The organism is Amycolatopsis mediterranei (assembly GCF_026017845.1).
In the GTDB taxonomy this organism is placed as follows: domain Bacteria; phylum Actinomycetota; class Actinomycetes; order Mycobacteriales; family Pseudonocardiaceae; genus Amycolatopsis; species Amycolatopsis mediterranei.
Map to the genome: position 1 here is coordinate 5,839,868 of NZ_CP100416.1, position 19,933 is coordinate 5,859,800.

At 73.1% G+C, this 19,933-nt stretch carries 4 protein-coding genes; all 4 read right to left on the reverse strand.

Translation table 11 applies throughout. The features are described 5' to 3' along the window. Window positions 1-14: 14 nt before the first annotated feature. Window positions 15-224 carry an MbtH family protein gene (locus ISP_RS26190; RefSeq protein WP_013226858.1) on the reverse strand — a complete coding sequence of 70 codons (210 nt, stop codon included), beginning with the start codon at window positions 222-224 and terminating at the stop codon, window positions 15-17. Between the two features lie 11 nt (window positions 225-235). Beyond that, window positions 236-1,261: an ABC transporter substrate-binding protein gene (locus ISP_RS26195; protein WP_013226859.1), complete on the reverse strand. Its 1,026-nt coding sequence runs from the start codon at window positions 1,259-1,261 to the stop codon at window positions 236-238. A gap of 129 nt (window positions 1,262-1,390) precedes the next feature. Next, window positions 1,391-1,804, reverse strand: a complete 414-nt coding sequence (gene panD, locus ISP_RS26200) for an aspartate 1-decarboxylase (RefSeq protein WP_013226860.1) — start codon at window positions 1,802-1,804, stop codon at window positions 1,391-1,393. A 2-nt stretch (window positions 1,805-1,806) separates the two neighbouring features. Continuing rightward, a complete protein-coding gene (locus ISP_RS26205) occupies window positions 1,807-19,842 on the reverse strand; it encodes a non-ribosomal peptide synthetase (RefSeq protein WP_013226861.1) in 18,036 nt (6,011 codons plus the stop codon). Between the last annotated feature and the right edge of the window lie 91 nt (window positions 19,843-19,933).

A 19,933-nucleotide genomic window follows, 5' to 3' on the forward strand; every position in this document is an offset into this window, starting at 1 on the left:
CGTGCGGGAGGTGGTCAGGCGTCCATGGCGTCGGCCAGGGACTTGGGGCGCATGTCCGTCCAGTTCGCTTCCACGTGGTCCAGGCAGGACTGGCGGGCGGCGGGGCCGAAGGTGACCGTCCAGCCGGGTGGGACGTCGTTGGGCTCCGGCCACAGGCTGTGCTGGTTTTCGGCGTTGACGAGGACGAGGTACGTCCCGGACGGGTCTTCGAACGGGTTGGTCATCGCGGGCCTCCTCAGGCGGTGATGTCCGTGCGGGCACCCTTCACCAGCGCGGTCAGCTTCTCGATGACCGGCGTGGCGAGCAGGTGGTTGAAGCGCGGCTCGGCCGACCAGTCGCCGAGTTGCCCGGCCTTGACCGCGGGCAGCTGGTTCCAGGTCGGGAACTGCGTCATCTGGGCGCGCGGCAGCGCGTACGAGCGCGAGTCGGTCAGGATCAGGTCCGCCGGATACTTGCCCGCCTGCTCCCAGGACAGCTGCTCCCAGTAGTCCTCGCTGCCGCCGCCGGAGACGATGTCCAGGCCGAGTTCGCGGTAGTACGCGAGGTCGGCGAAGTAGTCCGGCTTCGCGATGTACAGACCGTCCTTGTCGCCGTACAGCACGAGGACCTTGAGCCCGGCCTTCTCCTTGGCCGCCGCACGCAGGTCTTCCGACGCCTTGGCGAAGTCGTCCTTGGCCTTCTTCATGGTGTCCGAGTTCGCGTCACCGCCCAGTGCGACGGCCAGCTGCGAGTAGCGCTCGATCACCTTGGGCAGCGTGACCTTGTACTCCGACAGCGCGACGATCGGCGCGATCTGCTGCACCTTGGGGCCGAGGTCGTCGGTGAGCACCCACATGTCCGTCGGTTTGGTGCCGGTCAGGCCGGTGACGACCAGGTCCGGCTTCAGCGCGGCGAACTTCTCCATGCTGAAGTCGTCCCAGGCGTTGCCGATCGAGGTGACGGCGTTCAGGTCGATGTTGCCGGCCTGGATTTCCTTGCCACCGCCTGCCGTCTTCTGCGGGCCGAACACGCCGACCGGACGGATGCCGTAGTCCCAGAGCGCCGCGGCCGAGCTGGCGTAGGCCACCACCCGCGCGGGACGCTGGTCGCGCGCGGCCTTCTGACCGCGGTCGTCGGTGAACTCCCACGGGCCGGTGGTGCCGCCGGCCGCCGGCTTGCCGCCGCTGCCGCACGCGGTGAGGGCCGCGGCGGCCGCGACGCCGCCCGCCCCGATCAGGAATCCGCGCCGGCTGAGCCCGGCAGCGCCTTGGAACACGGACATGAGCACCTTTCGAGAGCTTTCGGGGGTCCGGGTGCCGGAGCCGCAGGCCCGGACGTACCAGCCAGACTTAGGATAGGCATACCTTATTTAAGACAGCCTCGCAAAAGCAACCGCCGGGCCTGCGCTGTGTCAACGCCCACGGCCGGACAGCTGCGCCGCCGCGCCGGGCACCGGCTCGGCCGGGTCGTGTCCCAGGTGGACCTGCCGGTTGTCCGCGTCCACGTGCACCACCCGCGGCCGGTGCCTGGCGCGCTCGGACTCGTGGACCTGCGCGTAGGTGATGATGATGACCAGGTCGCCGGGGTGCACGAGGTGCGCGGCCGCGCCGTTGACGCCGATCACGCCGGAGCCCGGCTCGCCGGTGATGGCGTAGGTCTCCAGCCGGGCGCCGTTGGTGATGTCGACGACCTGGACCTGCTCGCCTTCGACGATGTCCGCGGCGGCCATCAGGTCCGCGTCGATGGTCAGCGAGCCGACGTAGTGCAGGTCGGCCTGGGTGACGGTGGCGCGGTGGATCTTGGCGTTCATCAGGGTGCGGTGCACGGCTACTCCGGGTTTCGGGTCGACAGCGCGGCCAGCCCGGCCGCGGTGGGGGTACGGAAGAACTCGGCGATGGGCAATTCGGTCCCGAGCCGCTCGGTGATCCGGTTGCGCAGGACCACCAGCAGCATCGAGTGGCCGCCGAGGGTGAACAGGTCGTCGTCGGCGCCGACCGCGGCGACGTCCAGCACCTCCGCGAAGATCTCGCAGAGGGCTTGCTCGAGCGGCGTCTCCGGCGCCCGGCCGCGAGCCGCGACGTCGGGCACCGGGAGCGCCGCCTTGTCCAGCTTCCCGTTGGGTGTCACGGGAAACGCGTCCACCGGGACGATCGCCGCGGGCACCATGTACTCCGGCAGCGACCGGGCGGCGAACTCCCGCAACCGCGCGGGATCCGCGGTCGCCGGGGTGACGTAGGCGACCAGCCGCTTGTCCCGGTCTTCGCGGACGACGACCAGGGCCTGCGTGACGTCGTCGTGGCGGGCCAGTGCCGTCTCGATTTCGCCGGGTTCGATCCGGAAGCCGCGGATCTTGACCTGGTCGTCGGTGCGGCCGAGGTATTCCAGCTGCCCGTCCGGCCGCCACCGCACGAGGTCGCCGGTGCGGTACATCCGCTCGCCCGGCTCGAACGGCGAGGCGACGAACCGGTCCGCGGTGAGGCCCGGCCGCCCGTGGTAGCCGCGGGCCAGCCCGGCGCCGGCCAGGTACAGCTCGCCCGGCACGCCCGCCGGGACCGGCGAAAGCCCGCCGTCGAGGACGTACGCCCGCGTGTTGTGCACCGGGCGCCCGATCACCGGCCGGTCGGCGTCGCCGAACCGGCCGACCAGCGCGTCCACCGTGGCCTCGGTGGGGCCGTAGAGGTTGTACGCCTGGGTGCCCGGCATCGACGACAGCGTCTCCCACAGGGTCTGCGACACGGCTTCACCGCCGACGCCGACCACGCCGAGGGCGCACCGGCCGGCCGAGATCACCCCGGCCGCGGCCAGCTGCGCGAAGTGCGACGGCGTGAGTTCGAGGAAGTCGAGCCCGCGTTCGCGCACCACCGCCGCCAGCCGGTCCGGGTCGCGGCGGGTGTCGTCGTCGACGACGTGCACCTCGTGCCCGTCGAGCAGCCACAGCTGCGGCTGCCAGGACGCGTCGAAGAAGAACGCCCACGCGTGCCCGACCCGCAGCCGCCGCCCGCCCGCCGCGGCGACGGCCGGTCGGTACAGCGTCTCGCGGTGGCTGTGGAACAGGTTGACGAGCCCGGAGTGCGGGATGACCACACCCTTGGGCTTGCCCGTCGAGCCCGAGGTGTAGAGCACGTACGCCGGGTTCGCGGGCGAAGGCGGGATCAGTGTCGCGTCACTGTCCACAATGTCCTCGACGAGCAAGGCGCCAGGAACGACCGAAGCCAGCGAACGGCTCGTGAGCACCAGCGCGGGATCGGCGTCGGCGAGGATCGCCGAGATCCGTTCCAGGGGCTGGTCCGGATCCACCGGCAGGTAGGCCGCGCCCGTCTTGAACACGCCGAAGATCGCCTCGACGACCGCCGCCGACCGCGGCAGGACCAGCGCCACGACCTTCTCCGGTCCAGCCCCCTGGGACGCCAGCCACCGGGCGAGGCGGTCGGTCCGCGCGGCGAACTCCGCGAAGGTGACGCTCGAGGACGCGTCGCTCAGCGCGGTCGCGTCCGGGGTGGCCGCGACCTGGCCGGCCAGCCGATCCAGGACCGTCGGCGCCGGGAGGGTCAGCGGCGCCCCGGCACCCCAGTCGCGCAGGATCCGTTCCCGCTCACCGGGGTCGAGGACGTCGATCCGGCTCAGCGGCCGGTCCGGGTCCGCGACGACCGCCGCCATCACCCGGACCAGGCGCTCGGTGAGCGTCCGGGCCGTCGGCTCGTCGAACAGGTCGAGGCTGTATTCGAGGTCGCCGTCGATGCCGTCGGCCGTTTCGACGAGGTCGAACGACAGGTCGAACTTCGCCTGCCGCAGCCCGGTGTCCCGGTAGGCCGCGTCGAGCCCGAGCAACCGATCCGGCTCCGAGCCCGAGTGGTAGACCGCGAGCATGACCTGGAACAGCGGGTGCCGCGCCAAGGATCGGGGCGGGTTGAGCAGCTCGACGAGGTGCTCGAACGGCAGGTCCTGGTGGGCGTACGCGGCCAGGTCGGCCTCGCGGACGCGGTCGAGGAGCTGCCGGAACGTCGGGTCGCCGCCGGTGTCGGTCCGCAGGACGAGGGTGTTGACGAAGAACCCGGCGAGGTCTTCGAGGGCGTGATCCGGGCGGCCGGCCACCGGCGTCCCCAGGGGGATGTCCGTGCCCGCGCCGAGCCGGGTCAGCAGGGCGGCCAGCACCGCCTGCACGACCATGAACGTGCTGGTGTCGCTGCGGTGGGCCAGCTCCCGGAGTCCGTTGTGGACGGAAGCGGGCACGGTGAACGGCACGGCGGCGCCGCGGCCGGTCGAGCGTGCCGGGCGCGGCCGGTCGGCGGGGAGGGCCAGCTCGTCGGGGAGGCCCGCGAGGGTGTCACGCCAGAACGCCGCCTGACGGCCGAGGAGGCTGTCCGGATCGTCGGCGCGGCCGAACATTTGCCGCTGCCAAAGCGTGTAGTCCGCGTACTGCACCGGCAATGGCGTCCATTGTGGACGTTCACCGCCGAGCCGCGCGGCGTACGCGGTGTCGAGGTCCCGCTTCAGCGGCGGCAGCGACCAGCCGTCGCCCGCGATGTGGTGCACCAGCAGCACGAACACGTGCCGCTCCGGCCCGGCCGAGACGAGCGTGGCCCGGATCGGGATTTCGGCGTCGAGGGTGAAGCAGTACGACGCCGCGGCGGTGACGCGCTCGTCGAGGTCGGCAGCCGTCTCGGTGACCAGCACGGGGTCGGCCCGATCGAGGATGACCTGGCGGGGCGTGCCCTGCTCCTCGACCAGGAGCGTCCGGAGGACCTCGTGCCGCGCCACGACGTCACCCAAGGCGGCTCGCAGCGCGTCGGTGTCGACCGGGCCGGTCAACTCCCAGGCCCAGGGGATGTTGTAGGTCGCGGACAGCCCGTCCAGGCGGTCGAGGAACCACAGCCGCTGCTGCGCGAACGACAGCGGCAGGACGTCCGGCCGCGGGGCGGGGACCAGCGCCGGACGGCGGCCCCGGCCCGGATCCAGGGCTTCGGCGAGCCGGCCCGGGGTCGGCGCGTCGAACACCGCCCGGATCGGCACCTCGACGCCGAGCAACGCGCGGATCCGGCTGACCAGCCGCGTCGCCAGGAGGGAATGCCCACCGAGGGCGAAGAACCCGTCGTCCGGGCCGACCGCCGCAACGCCGAGGACGTCGGCGAACAGCTCGCACAACGCCTGCTCGGCCGGGGTCCGCGCGGCCCGGCCGGACGCGCGGACCTGCGGGTCGGGCAGGGCGGCGCGGTCGAGCTTGCCGTTGGCGTTCACCGGCAGCTCGGGCAGGACGACGATCGCCGACGGCACCAGGTACTCCGGCAGCCGCGCGGCGAGCGACGCCCGCAGCGCGACCGGGTCACCCGACGGCGCCACGTAGGCGATCAGCCGGTTCTCCCGGGCGATCACGACCGCGCGCGCCACCGAGGCGCCGGCCCTCAGCGCGGCTTCCACCTCACCCGGCTCGACGCGGAACCCGCGGATCTTGATCTGCTGGTCGGAGCGGCCGAGGAACTGAAGTGTCCCGTCGGGCCGGCGGCGGACGAGGTCGCCGGTGCGGTACATCCGCTCCCCCGGCTCGAACGGCGAGGCGACGAACCGTTCGGCGGTGAGCGCCGGCCGGCCGAGGTAGCCTCGCGCGAGTCCGGCACCGGCGAGGTACAGCTCGCCGCGTACGCCCGGTGGCACCGGCCGCAACGCGGCATCGAGGACGTACGTTCGGGTGTTCGCGATCGGCCGCCCGATCGCTACCGGCCCGCAGACCTGGGCCAGGCTGTCGCCCGCGACTTCCGAACAGCCGTAGAGGTTGACCAGTTTCGCCGACGGCCACCGCCGGGCCACCTTCTCGGCGAGAACGTCCGAAAGCGGCTCGCCACTGGTGATCCAGGTGGTCACCGCGTCGAACGCCCCGGCCGACGCGTCTTCGGCGAAGCTGTCGAGGAGGCTCGGGACCACGGTGAGCACCTGAGCGCCGGACTCGCGGACGAATTCGGCCAGGGCCATCGGGTCGGTGGCCGTCGCGTCGTCGGCGAGGACCACCGGGTCGCCCGCGACCAGGCCGCCGAGCAGCTCGGTCGAGCCGTCGATGAACGTCAGCGCGCTCTTGGCCACGCGCACGCCGGGCCCGAGCGCCGAGCGGCCCCAGTGCAGCCGGTTGGCCAGGGCTCGCTGGGTTCCCGCAACGGCCTTCGGGCGTCCGGTGGAGCCCGACGTGAAGATCACGTACGCCGGGTGGTCCGGGCTGATCGGCGGCCAGGCCGGTTCCGGCCCGGTCTCCCCCGGCCGGACGAGCCGGTCCCCGAAGCCGTCCTCCGCGATGACCAGGTGCGGTGCCGCGTCGGCGAGCATCAGCTCGAGGCGCTCGGCCGGGTGGTTCAGGTCCAGGGGCAGGTAGGCGGCGCCGATCTTGAGCACCGCCAGCAGCGCGACGACCAGCTCGACCGACCGCGGCAGCGCGACCGCGACCACGCGCTCCGGGCCCGCTCCCCGCGCGAGCAGCGCCCGGGCGAGGACCGTGGCCCGCGTCTCCAGTTCGGCGTAGGTGAGCCGCTCGGAGCCGAACACCAACGCCAGAGCGTCCGGTGTCCGGGTGACCTGGGCGGCGAACAGCCCGGCGGGCGTCTCCGCGGGCAGGGGGATCGCGGGGTCGGCGGCGAGCTGGTCGCGCTCGACGCCGGTGAGCAGGTCGACGGCGCCGATCCGCGTGTCCGGGTCGGCGACGACGGCGGCCAGGAGCGTCCGCAGCCGCTCCAGGATCGCCTCGACACTCGCGCGGTCGAAGACGTCGGTGTTGTACTCGGCGGTGCCGCGGATCCCGGCCCGGTGCCCGGGCCGCTCGCCGACGAAGAACGTGAGGTCGGCGCGGGCGGTGCCGGTGCGGACGGGCTCCTCCGCGACGGTGAGGCCCGGCAGCGCGAGGTCGGCGACGGCGTTGTTCTGCCAGGCCAGCATGGTCTGGAACAGCGGGTGGTAGGCGAGCGACCGGACCGGGTTCAGGGCTTCGACCAGGCGCTCGAACGGGACGTCCTGGTGGGCGTAGGCGTCGAGGCTGCGGTCCCGGACCCGGGCGACGAGCTCGCGGAACGACGGGTCGCCGCCGGTGTCCACGCGCAGGACCAGGGTGTTGACGAAGAACCCGACGAGGTCGTCGAGCGCGGCGTCGGTGCGACCGGCGATGGACGTGCCGAGCGGGATGTCGGTGCCCGCACCGAGCCGGGTGAGCACCGCGGTGAGCCCGGCGTGCACGACCATGAACACGCTCGCGCCGCAGGTGCGGGCCAGCTCGACGAGTCCACTGTGGAGTTCCGCGTCCCAGCCGAAGGCGAACTGCTCGCCGCGGTAGGACGCTTCCGCCGGGTGCGGCCGGTCGGTGGGCAGCTCGATCCGCTCCGGCAGGCCGGCGAGGGCTTCGCGCCAGTAGGCCAGCTGGGGCTCGATCACCGGCTCGCCGAGGACGTCGCGCTGCCACAGCGTGTAGTCCGCGTACTGCACCGGCAACGCCGTCCACTGTGGAGCATCACCGGCCTGGCGGGCGGTGTAGGCCGTCGCGAGGTCACGCCACAGCGGCGCGGTCGACCACCCGTCGGAGGCGATGTGGTGGAACACCAGCACCAGGACGTGTTCGCGGGCGCCCAGCCGGAGCAGCTGCGCCCGCAGCGGGATCTCCGCCTCGAGCTCGAACACCGTCGCGGCCGCTTCGGACACCGCGTCGGCGAGCGTGGCCTCGGTGACCGCGCGGATCGGCAGCGGGATGGTGACGTCGCCGAGGACGAGCTGCCGGGCCTCGCCGTCGATCTCGGGGAAGACCGTGCGCAGGGCTTCGTGGCGCTCGACCACGTCGGACAGCGCCGTGCGCAGCGCGTCGACGTCGAGGGTGCCGGTCAGCCGGACCGCCGTCGGCATGTTGTACGTCGCCGACGGGCCTTCCAGGCGGTGCAGGAACCACAGCCGCTGCTGGGCGAACGACAGCGGCAGCACGTCCGGACGCGGATCGACGCGCACCAGCGCCGGCCGGGCCGCTCCGGAGTCCGAAGTGGACAGCAGGGCGGCCAGCCCGGCCACCGTCGGCGTCTCGAACACCGACCGCACCTGCAGTTCGACGCCGAACACCGCGCGCAGCCGCGCGACCAGCCGGGTCGCCATCAGCGAATGCCCGCCGAGGGCGAAGAAGTCGTCGTCGACGCCGATCGACGCCGCGTCGAGCACCTCGGCGAAGAGCCCGCAAAGGACTTCTTCGACCGGCGTCCGCGGCGCCCGGCCCGTGGACGTCCCCTGCTTGTCGGGGTTCGGCAGGGCGCGCCGGTCCAGCTTGCCGGAAGCCAGCAGCGGGAGCCGGTCCAGCAGCACGAACGCCGACGGCACCATGTACTGCGGCAGCCGGTCGCGGACGTGCGCCCGCAGCGCCGCCACCAGCGCGCTCGCGTCCCGCTGCCCGGCCGGGTGGTTGCCCAGCGCGTCGAGGGCGGCCCGGACCGGGCGGCCGCGGTGGATCCGGGTGGGCTCGCCCGTGGTGAACACGACCTCCAGCTCGCCGACGTCCGCGGTGAGGGTCGCGTACGCGCGGTAACCGTGACGGCCGCCGAGATCGTGCAGCGTCTCGGGGTCCACTCCGGACCGATCCTCCAGAGAGGACAGTGCCGTCTCGGCGTCGCCCGCGGCCAGCGCCGCGACGGCGGCGAGTTCGCCGGACAACCGGGCGTCCGGCACGCCGGTGACGCGCAGCCGGGCCGGGCGAGCCGCCAGGACCCGCTCCAGCTCGTCCACCGAGGCGAACGCGACGACCTGCTCTTCGGCCGCTTCGGGCCGCGGTGCCTTTCGCAGGACGACGTCGTAGCGGTGCCGGGTCAGCTCGTTGTGCGCGTGGCCGCGCTTGACCCACAGGTCGACGTCGTCGAAGCCGTCGAGAGCCAGGGCCGCGAAGAAGTCAGGGTCCAGGACCAGCTCGCCCTCGCGAGCGATCGCCTGGTCCACCGCGGCGACGTCCCGGCGGCCGTGCCGCAGCTCGGTCGCGGTCCGGAACGCCCGCAGCGAACGGAGGTTCCGGATGTCGCCGAGGAACAGCACACCACCCGGCCGGACGTGCGCGGCGGCCGTGCGGAGGACTTCGGCGAGGTAGCCGACGCTCGGGAAGTACTGCGCGACCGAGTTGACGATCACCGTGTCGAAGTCCGGCAGTTCGCCCAGGTCGTGGGCGGGCCGCGCGGCCAGGTGGACCTTGCTCGCGAACGGCGTCGCCGCGAGTTCCCGCCGCAGGTTCGCGATGGCCTGCTCGGACAGGTCGACGCCCCGGTACTCCTCGGCGTCCGGCGCGATCCGCGACAGGATCAGACCGCTGCCGACGCCGATCTCCAGCACCCGCTTCGGCCGCAGCGCCCGGATCCGCTCGATCGTCGCCGCGTGCCACTCCCGCATCTCGGCGAGGGGCAGCTCCGAGCCGTCGTAGCTGGAGTTCCAGCCGGTGAAGTTCTCCTCCAGCCCGCCGGACGCCGCTTCGGTGAAGACGTTCTCGTGCAGCTCCCGCCACTCGCCGACGTGGTCCCGTTCCGCTTCTTCGTCCCGTCCGGCCGACGGCACGGCGTAGGCGATGAGCCGGCTGTCCCGGGCGACGACGACTGACTGCCCGACGGCCGGGTGCTCGGCCAGCACGGACTCGATCTCGCCGAGCTCGATGCGGTAGCCGCGGATCTTGACCTGGTCGTCGGCCCGGCCGAGGAACACCAGCCGCCCGTCCGGACGCCATTTGACCAGGTCACCCGTGCGGTAGAGCCGCCCGCCCGAACCGAAGGGGTCCGCGACGAACCGCTCCGCCGTCAGCCCCGGCCGCCCGAGATATCCCCGCGCCAGGCCGCTTCCCGCGAGGTACAGCTCCCCCACCACACCGGGCGGGACCGGCCGCAGCCGGGCGTCGAGCACGTACGCGCGGGTGCCGGGGTCGGGGATGCCGATGGGGACGACGGTCGCGTCCGCCAGCTCGGCCGGGTCGCTTTCCCCGAGCGTCGAGTTGGTGGTCGCCTCGGTCGGGCCGTAGGCGTTGAACATCCGCCGCCTCGGCGCCCAGCGGCGCACCAGCTCCGGCGACACGCGCTCGGTCCCCGCCAGCAGCACACCGTCCCGCGGGAGGTCACAGTCCGCCGGCATGGCGTCGAGCAGCGCGGGTGGCAGGATCATGAAGTCGACGCCGTGGGCGTGCGCGTACTCGGTCAGCGCCGGGCCCGCGACCCGCCGCTCGGCCGGGACGACGACCAGCCGCCCGCCCGAGAGCAGGCCGAGGCAGAGGTCCCAGAACGCGACGTCGAAGCTCGGCGACGCGAACTGCAGCACCCGGCTGTGCGGGCCGACGCCGAAGCGTTCGACCTGGGTGGCGACCAGCTTCGCGACACCCGAGTGCTGGAGGACGACGCCCTTGGGCCGTCCGGAGGAGCCCGACGTGTAGATCACGTAGGCCGCGTTCTCCGGCCGGACCACCACCGAAGGGTCCTCTGTGGACATCGCGGTGAGTGCCGCGTCGTCCAGAAGGACCCGAGGCAGGGTTGTGGGTAGCTTCGCCTCGATGTCCCGGGTCGTCACCACGCAGACCGGGGCCGCGTCCTCGACCATGTAGGCGATGCGGTCGCCCGGGTAGTCGACGTCGATCGGCAGGTACGCGGCACCGGCTTTGAGCACCGCCAGCTCGGCGATGATCATGTCCACCGAGCGCGGCACGGCCAGCGCGACCACCCGCTCCGGCCCGGCACCGCGCTCGAGCAGCAAGTGCGCGAGCCGGTTGGCGCGGGCGTTCACCTCGGCGTAGGTCAGCTCGACGTCCTCGAACACGAGCGCCACCGCATCCGGTGCCTCGGCGACGCGGCGGGCGAACATCCCGGGGAACGTCTCGGTGCCCGCCGGTTCGAGCGACCCCGCCCATTCGGTGAGCACCCGGTCGCGCTCGTCCCCGTCGAGGAGGTCGAGGGCGCCGACCGGGCGGTCGGGCTCGGCCAGGGCCGCGCGCAGCAGGACTTCGAGGCGGCGCAGGATCGCGTTCGCGCCCGCGTGGTCGAAGACGTCGGCGTTGAACTCCAGCACCCCGGCGATCCCGGCGTCGCGCTCGGTCAGCGAAATCGAGAGGTCGAACTTCGACGTCCCCGTGGTCACCGGGAGCTCGGTGACGGCCAGGCCGGGCAGGGTCACCTCGGCCCGGGCGTTGTTCTGCCCGGCGATCATGACCTGGAACAGCGGGTGGTAGGACGGTGACCGCGCGGGGTTGAGCAGTTCGACCAGGCGCTCGAAGGGCACGTCCTGGTGGGCGTACGCGTCGAGGTTGCGTTCGCGGACCCGGGCGAGCAGTTCGCGGAACGTCGGCTCGCCGCCGGTGTCGACGCGCAGGACCAGGGTGTTGACGAAGAAGCCGACGAGGTCGTCCAAGGCCGGGTCGGTGCGGCCGGCGATGGGCGAGCCGATCGGCACGTCCGTGCCGGCGCCCAGCCGCGTGAGCAGGGCGGCGAGGGCCGCGTGCACGACCATGAACACGCTGGCGCCGCTCTCGCGGGCCAGTTCGGCCAGCCCGGTGTGGAGGCCGGCGTCCCAGGTGAAGGTGTGCAGCTCGCCGCGGAAGGTCGCGGTCGCCGGGTGCGGCCGGTCCAGGGGCAGCTCGATCCGGTCCGGCAGGCCGTCGAGGGCCGTCCGCCAGTAGTCCAGCTGCGCGCTCAGGACGCTGTCCGGGTCGTCTTCGCGGCCGAGCAGATCCCGGTGCCACAGCGTGTAGTCCGCGTACTGCACCGGCAGCGGCGTCCACTGTGGAGCTTCGCCGGCGCCTCGGGCGGCGTAGGCCGTGGCGAGGTCGCGCCACAGCGGGGCCATCGACCAGCCGTCGGAGGCGATGTGGTGGAACACGAGGGCGAAAACGTGCTCGCGGGCGCCGAGCCGCAGCAGCTCCGCGCGCACCGGCACGTGCCGCTCGAGATCGAACGATCCGCGGACCAGCCCGGTCAGGGTCTCGTCGAGTTCGGCGACCTCGCGGACGGGAAGGTCGACCTCCCCGGGCGCGAGGATGTCCTGGTAGGGCACACCGTCCCGCTGTGGGAACCGGGTCCGCAGTGCCTCGTGGCGGGCGACCACATCGGACAACGCCCTGCGCAGCGCTTCGACGTCGAGATCGCCTTCCAGCCGCATGATCAGCGGGACGTTGTAGGTGGCCGACGCCCCTTCGAGGTGGTGCAGGAACCACAGCCGCTGCTGGGCGCCGGACAGCGGGACGAGCTCCGGGCGAGGCGCGGGGACCAGCGGCGGCCGCGCGGCGCCGCGGGCGGTGGCGAGCACCCCGGCCAGGCCGGCCGGGGTCGGCGTCTCGAAGACCGCCCGCACTTCGAGCTCGGCGTGCAGGGCCGCGCGGACGCGGGCGATCAGCCGGGTGGCCAGCAGCGAATGCCCGCCGAGCGCGAAGAAGCTGTCGTCCGGGCCCACCCGCGGGAGGCCGAGGACGTCGGCGAACAGCTCGCACAGCTGCCGTTCGACCGGCGTCCGCGGCTCGCGGCCGGAGACGGGCGCGCTCCTCTCCGGGGCCGGGAGCGTGCGGCGGTCGAGCTTGCCGTTCGCCGTCACCGGAAGCGCGTCGAGCACGACGATCGCCGACGGCACCATGTGCTCGGGCAGCCGTTCGGCGGCCAGCGCGCGCAGGTCCGCGGGCAGGGCGGTGCTCCGGTGCGACCGCCGGGGATTGCCGGTGTAGGAGAGCAGCGGCTCCGGGCCGGGCCGGAACGCGCCGGCCGGGTCGCCGCTGGTGAACAGGACGTCGACCGAGCCGTCAGCGGCCGCGGACCAGGTCACGACCGCGCCGAGTTCGTACCAGTCCTCGGGGTTCACGCCTTCGGTGATCCGCCCGTTGGGAACGCCCTCGACGCGCAGGCCGTCGCGGACCCGTTCCGCCACCTCGTCCACAGTGGACACATCGGTACCCCAGGTCAGCGTTGCCCCTGGGAGCGGCCCGGCGGCACCGGGGCGCAGGACGACGTCGTAGCGGTACTGGGTGAGTTCGTTGACCGCCCGGCCGCGCTTGACCCGGATGTCCGCCGCGACTCCGTCGAGGCCCGCGAAGAACTCCGGCGCGACGAGCAGCTCCTTCTCCCGCAGCAGCCGCTGTTCGACGTCACCGCCGCGCGCCTGGGCCACAGCTGTGTGGAACGCCCGGACCTGGCGCAGGTCGCGGACGTCTCCGACGAAGAGCGAGCCGCCCGGCGCCAGGAGTTCCAGGGCCTTGCGCACCACATCCAGGAGGTACGTCCCGCTCGGGAAGTACTGGACGACGGAGTTGAGCACGATCGTGTCGAAGAACCCGGCCGGCAGGCCGGTGACGTCGGCGGCGTCGCCGGTGCGCAGTTCGACCCGCCCGGCAAGCGCGGGATCGGCCGCGACCCGCTCGCCGAGCGTAGCGATGACCTCGGCGGAGAAGTCCGTGCCCCAGTAGGCCTCGCAGTGCGGAGCCAGCTCGGTCAGGAGCAGGCCGCTGCCGACGCCGATCTCCAGGACCCGCTGCGGCCGGAGGGACCGGATCCGCGTGACGATCGCGTCGCGCCACTCGCGCATCTCGGCCCGCGGGAGCGGCTCGCCGGTGTAGCTGGAGTTCCAGCCCGCGAACTCGTCGCCGTCGCCGGAGTACATCGAGTCGTACAGCTCACGCCACTCGCCGACCTGCTCGGTCTCCTCCTCGGCCGAGCCGGAGGTGTCGGCCGGGACGACGTACCCGACCAGGCGGACGTCGCCGGGGCGGTCCTCGCGGGCGACGACGACGGCGTGGGCGACGTCGTCGTGCGCGGCCAGGGTCGCGGCGATCTCCCCGGGTTCGACGCGGAACCCGCGGATCTTGATCTGCTCGTCGCCGCGGCCGAGGAACTCGAGGACGCCGTCGGGGCGGAAGCGGGCGAGGTCGCCGGTGCGGTACATCCGGGCGCCGGGCGCGCCGAACGGGTCGGCGACGAACCGCTCGGCGGTGAGCCCGGCCCGGCCGAGGTAGCCGCGGGCGAGCTGGACGCCGGCCAGGTACAGCTCGCCGGGGGTACCCGGCGGGACCGGGCGCAGGGCGGCGTCGAGGACGTAGGTGCGGGTGTTCCACACCGGACGTCCGATGGGGATGGAACCGTCCTCTGTGGACGTCCGCCACGACGTCACGTCGACCGAAGCTTCGGTCGGGCCGTACAGATTGTGCAGCTCGGCGTCCAGCACCTGGCCGAACTGCGCGACGGCGTCCAGAGGCAGGGCCTCGCCACTGCACAGCACCCGGCGCAGGTTCGTGCACTCCGCCGCCGCCGGCTCCTGGAGGAAGACCTGGAGCATCGACGGGACGAAGTGGACGGTCGTGATGTCCCGGTCGCGGATCAGCCGGGCGAGGTAGGCGGGGTCCTTGTGCCCGTCCGGCCGGGCGAGCACCTCGGTGGCGCCGGTGATCAGCGGCCAGAGGAACTCCCACACCGACACATCGAAGCTGGACGGCGTCTTCTGCAGCACGCGGTCGTCGGGCGTGAGGCCGTACTCGGCCTGCATCCACAGCAGCCGGTTCACGATCCCGGCGTGCGGGACGACCACGCCCTTCGGCCGGCCCGTCGACCCGGAGGTGTAGATGACGTACGCCGGGTTCTCCGGCCGCGGCACGACTTCCAGGGGCGCGTCCGAGACGCCGGCCAGGTTGGCCGGGTCGTCCAGGAGCACGGCGCCCGGGACGGCGGTGTCCGCGACGGCCAGCACGAGTGCCGGGGCGGCGTCTTCGAGCATGAACGCGATGCGGTCGGCCGGATAGCCGGGGTCGAGCGGCAGGTAGGCCGCGCCCGTCTTGAGCACGGCGAGGATCGCCGTGACCAGGTGCGTCGAGCGAGGCAGCGCCAGGGCGACCACACGCTCGGGCCCGGCTCCGCGCGCGGCCAGCACGCGGGCCAGGCGATTCGAGACGGCGTCGAGCTCGGCGTAGGTGAGTACTTCGTCCTCGAACACCAGCGCCGGGTGGTCGGGAGTTCGCGCGACCTGGGCGGCGAACAGCTCGGGGACGGTGACCGCGGGGACGTCCTCGATGGCACCTGACCAGGTCTTTTCGAGGCCGGCGCGCTCGGCCGGGGTGAGCACGTCGAGGGAGCCGAGGCGGCGGTCCGGGGCGGCGGCGACCTGCCGGAGCAGGGTTTCCAGGCGGTCGAGGAGGCCGGTCACGGTGGCGCGGTCGAACACCTCGGCGTTGAATTCGGCCTGGCCGCGCAGGCCGTCGGCGCGCTCGGTGAAGGAGAACCAGAGGTCGAACTTGGCCGTGCCGGTGCCGACGGGCCGCTCGGTCACGGTCAGGCCGGGCAGTTCGACGCCGGTGCCGGGGGTGTTCTGCCAGGCGAGCATGGTCTGGAACAGCGGGTGGTGGGCGAGCGACCGGGCCGGGTTGAGCGCCTCGACCAGCCGCTCGAACGGGACGTCCTGGTGGGCGTAGGCGTCGAGGCTGCGCTCGCGCACCCGGGCCACGAGTTCGCGGAACGACGGGTCGCCGCCGGTGTCGACGCGCAGCACCAGGGTGTTGACGAAGAAACCGACGAGGTCGTCCAGGGCCGGGTCGGTGCGGCCGGCGATCGGGGTGCCGATCGGGATGTCGGTGCCCGCGCCGAGCCGGGACAGCAGCGCCGTCAGGCCCGCGTGCACGACCATGAACGGGCTGGCCCCGCAGGCGCGGGCGAGGTCGGCGAGCCCGGCCTGCAGCCCCGCGTCCCAGGTGAAGGTGAAGAACCCGCCGCGGTAGGCCGAGACCGGCGGGTGCGGCCGGTCGAGCGGAAGCGGGATCCGGTCGGGCAAGCCTTCCAACGTCTCACGCCAGTATTCGAGCTGGCCTTGCTCTTCCGCCGCAAGGAGATCACGTTGCCAGAGCGTGTAGTCCACGTACTGCACGGGCAGCGGCGTCCACTGTGGAGCTTTACCGCGCAGCCGGGCGCGGTAGGCCGCCGCGATGTCCCGCCACAGCGGGGACAGCGACCAGCCGTCGGCGGCGATGTGGTGCACGACCAGCACCAGCACGTGCCGCCGCGGGTCGACGGTCAGCAGTTCCGCGCGCACCGGTACCCCGGCACCGAGGTCGAACACGCCGCGCACGAGCTCGTCCACTTCGGCGTCCACATCGGACACTTCCCGGACGGTCAGCTCCACCGTCCCCTCGGGCAGGATCCGCTGGTACGGCACGCCGTCGACGACCGGGAAGACCGTCCGCAGGGCCTCGTGCCGGTCCAGGACGTCGGCGAGCGCCGAACGCAGCGCGTCGACGTCGAGTTCGCCGGCGAGCCCCACGACGAACGGGACGTTGTAGGTCGCCGAGCCGCCTTCCAGCCCGTGCAGGAACCACAGGCGCTGCTGCGCGAAGGACAGCGGCAGCCGCTCCGGCCGCTCGGTGACGCGCCCGAGCGGGCGCCGCCCGGTCTCGGTGACGGCGCCGGCGAGGAAGTCCGCGAGCGCGGCCGGCGTCGGAGCGTCGAACACCGCCCGCACCGGCACTTCGGCGCCGACCGCCGCGCGGATGCGCTGGATCAGCCGGGTGGCGAGCAGCGAATGCCCACCGAGCGCGAAGAAGTCGTCGTCCGGTCCGGCCTGCGGCACCCCGAGGACGTCGGCGAACATCTCGCACAGCAGCTGCTCGACGGGGTTGCGGGGCGCGCGGCCGGGTCCGGCGGTGAACCGCTCGGGGCTCGGCAGGACCTTGCGGTCCAGCTTGCCGGAGGCGAGGACGGGCAGCTTGTCGAGGATCACGAACGCCGAAGGCACCATGTACCGCGGCAGCCGATCCCGGACGTGCGCGCGCAGCGACGCCACCAGCGCACCGGTTTCCCGCCGGGCCGCCGGGTTGTTGGCGTACGAACCCGGCGTGCCCGTCGGACGCACCGGGCGGTAGGCGGGGCCGTCCTCCCCCCTCGAGAAGACGGCCTCCAGCTCGCCGCCTTCGGCCGCCAAGGTCACCGCCACGCGATAGCCGGCGCGCTCGCCGAGCCGGTAGAGGTCTTCCGGGTCGACGCCGTCGCGGCGGTCGAGGGCGGCCAGGGCGGCCTCGGCGTCGCCGGTGTCCAGGGCGCGGACCGCGGCCAGCTCGCCCGCCAGCCGCGCGTCCGGGATCGCGGTGACGCGCAGCCGCTCCGGCGTCTCGGCGGCCAGGAACCGTTCCACCGCACCGAGGTCGCCGAACGCGACGACCTGCTCTTCGGCCGCCGCCGGCCGCGGCGCCTTCCGCAGGACGACGTCGTAGCGGTGGCGAGTCAGCTCGTTGTGCGCGGTGCCGCGCTTGACCCACAGGTCGACGTCGCCGAAGCCATCGAGTTCCCGGGCCAATGCCGGGAAGAAGTCCGGATCGAGGACCAGCTCGCCTTCGCGCGCGATCGCCTGGTCCACCGCGGCGACGTCGGTGCGGCCGCGGTGCAGCTCGACGGCGGTCCGGAACGCCCGCAGCGAACGGAGGTTGCGGAGGTCGCCGAGGAAGATCGTGCCGCCCGGAACCAGCCGCGCGGCGGCGGTTTTCACGACTTCGGCGAGGTAGTCCGCGCTGGGGAAGTACTGGGCGACGGAGTTGATGATCACCGTGTCGAAGTCCGGCAGTTCGCCCAGGTCGTGGGCGGGCCGCGCGGCGAGCTGGACCTTGCCCGCCAGCTCGGGCATGGCGGCGACCTCGCGCCGGACGTTCTCGACGGCGCTCTCGGAGAGGTCCACACCCCAGTAGGTTTCGGCGTCCGGGGCGATCCTCGAGAGGATCAGCCCGCTGCCGACGCCGATCTCCAGCACCCGCTTCGGGTGCAGCGCCCGGATCCGCTCGATCGTCGCCGCGTGCCACTCCCGCATCTCGGCGCGGGGGAGCTCCGAGCCGTCGTAGCTGGAGTTCCAGCCCGCGAAGTTCTCTTCGATGCCGTGGGACCCGGCGAGCATCTCCTCGTGGACGTCGTGCCATTCGTCGACGTGGCCCTGCTCGGCCGCCTGGTCGCGGTCGGGCACCGGCACGGCGTAGGCGATCAGCTGCCCGTCCTGCGCAATGACGACCGGCTGGCCGACGCGCGGGTGTTCGGCGAGCACCGACTCGATCTCGCCCAGCTCGATCCGGTAACCGCGGATCTTGACCTGGTCGTCGGCGCGGCCCAGGAACACCAACCGGCCATCGGGCAGCCACTTCACGAGGTCACCGGTCCGGTAAAGCCGTCCGCCCGAGCCGAACGGGTCCGCCACGAACCGCTCCGCCGTCAGCCCCGGCCGCCCGAGATACCCCCGCGCCAGACCACTTCCCGCGAGATACAGCTCCCCCACCACCCCGACCGGCACCGGCGCGAGGTGCGCGTCGAGGACGTACGCCCGGGTGCCGGGGTCCGGCACGCCGATCGGGACGGCCGAGCCCGGCGCGATCTCCGGGTCGCAGAGGCCGAGCGTCGAGTTGGTCGTGGCCTCGGTGGGTCCGTAGGCGTTGAACATCCGCCGTCCGGGCGCCCAGCGGCGGACCAGCTCCGGCGACACCCGTTCAGTGCCCGCCAGCAGCACGCTGTTCCGCGGCAGGTCGCAGTCCTCGGGGAACTCGGCGAGCAGGGCGGGCGGCAAGATCATGAAGTCGACGCCGTGGGCGTGCGCGTATTCGGCCAGTTCCGGCCCGGGCACCCGCCGTTCGGCCGGGACGATCACCAGGCGGCCGCCGGAAAGCAAGCCGAGGCACAGGTCCCAGAAGGCGACGTCGAAACTCGGCGACGCGAACTGCAGCACCCGGCTGTGCGGGCCCACCCCGAACCGCTCGGACTGCGTCGCGACCAGCTTGGCGACGCCCGCGTGGGAAACCACGACGCCCTTGGGCCGTCCGGTGGAGCCGGAAGTGTAGATGACGTAGGCGGCGTTGGCCGGGACGATCGCGGCGGCCGGGTCCGTCGCCGGCGCGTCGCCGATGTCGAGCTCATCGAGGAGCAGGACGTCGCCGTCGAACCGGCCGGCGAGTGCGCGGGTGGTGACCACGCACACCGGGCGGGCGTCGGCGACCATGAACGCGAGGCGCTCGCCCGGGTAGTCCTGGTCCAGCGGCAGGTACGCGGCGCCGGCCTTGAGCACCGCGAGTTCGGCGACGATCATGTCCACCGACCGCGGCACGGCGAGCGCGACCACCCGCTCGGGACCCGCGCCACGGGCGATGAGGACGTGGGCGAGGCGGTTCGCGCGGGCGTCGAGTTCGGCGTAGGTGAGTTCGGTGTCCTCGAAGACCAGCGCGATCCCGTCCGGGTTTGCCCGGACCCGGGCCGCGAACAGCTCCGGCAAGGTGGACAGCGGCGTCGCGAGGTCCGTGTCGTTCCAGTCGTCGAGAATCCGGTGCAGTTCCGGCGCGGCCATCAGCGCGAGCCGGTCGACCGGCCACTGTGGACGTTCCGCCGCCTCGGCGAGGAGGTGGCCGAGGTGGTCGAGCATGCGGTCCACAGTGGACTCGTCGAGGACGTCGGGACGGTAGCGCACCCCCTCGCCGGTCAGGTTCAGGTCCAGGGGCAGGTCGGTCGCGGCGCCGAAGCCGACATTGACGAGCAGCGACCCGCCGCGACCGGGCTCCGGCTCCAGCTCGGCGACCAGGTCGGCGAAGGGCACCTCGTGCCCCAGCGCAGCTTCTCGCGCCTCACGGACGCGCGCGACGACGTCGGCAAATCCGGGCGAGCCGCCCAGATCCACCCGCAGCGGCACCAGCGAGCCGATCCCGAGCAGGACGTCGGCCGTTCCCGCGTAGCGGGACAACAGCACCGTGAACGCCGCGAGGAGCGTCAGCTCGTCGGCCTCGGGCACGGGCCGGGCGAGCGTCGCCGGGGCGGCGGGCGCCGCCGGATAGGGCCGGTCGACCGGCAGCGGCAGCTCCTTCGGCGCCGAAGCGAGGCGGTCGCGCCAGAAACCGAGCCTCGACACCTGCTGCTGCACAGCGTCACCGTTGCTCACCGGTAGACCAGCCTCCCGCTGCTCACGGCGCCCCGACCGGGACGCGAAGTTAGGTGACCCTAACAAACGGATGGTGGGGATGCACTCCTGT

Coding starts and splice junctions, on each gene's coding strand:
- ISP_RS26190 (WP_013226858.1), bottom strand. CDS start 224: ATGACCAACCCGTTCGAAGACCCGTCCGGGACGTACCTCGTCCTCGTC.
- ISP_RS26195 (WP_013226859.1), bottom strand. CDS start 1,261: ATGTCCGTGTTCCAAGGCGCTGCCGGGCTCAGCCGGCGCGGATTCCTG.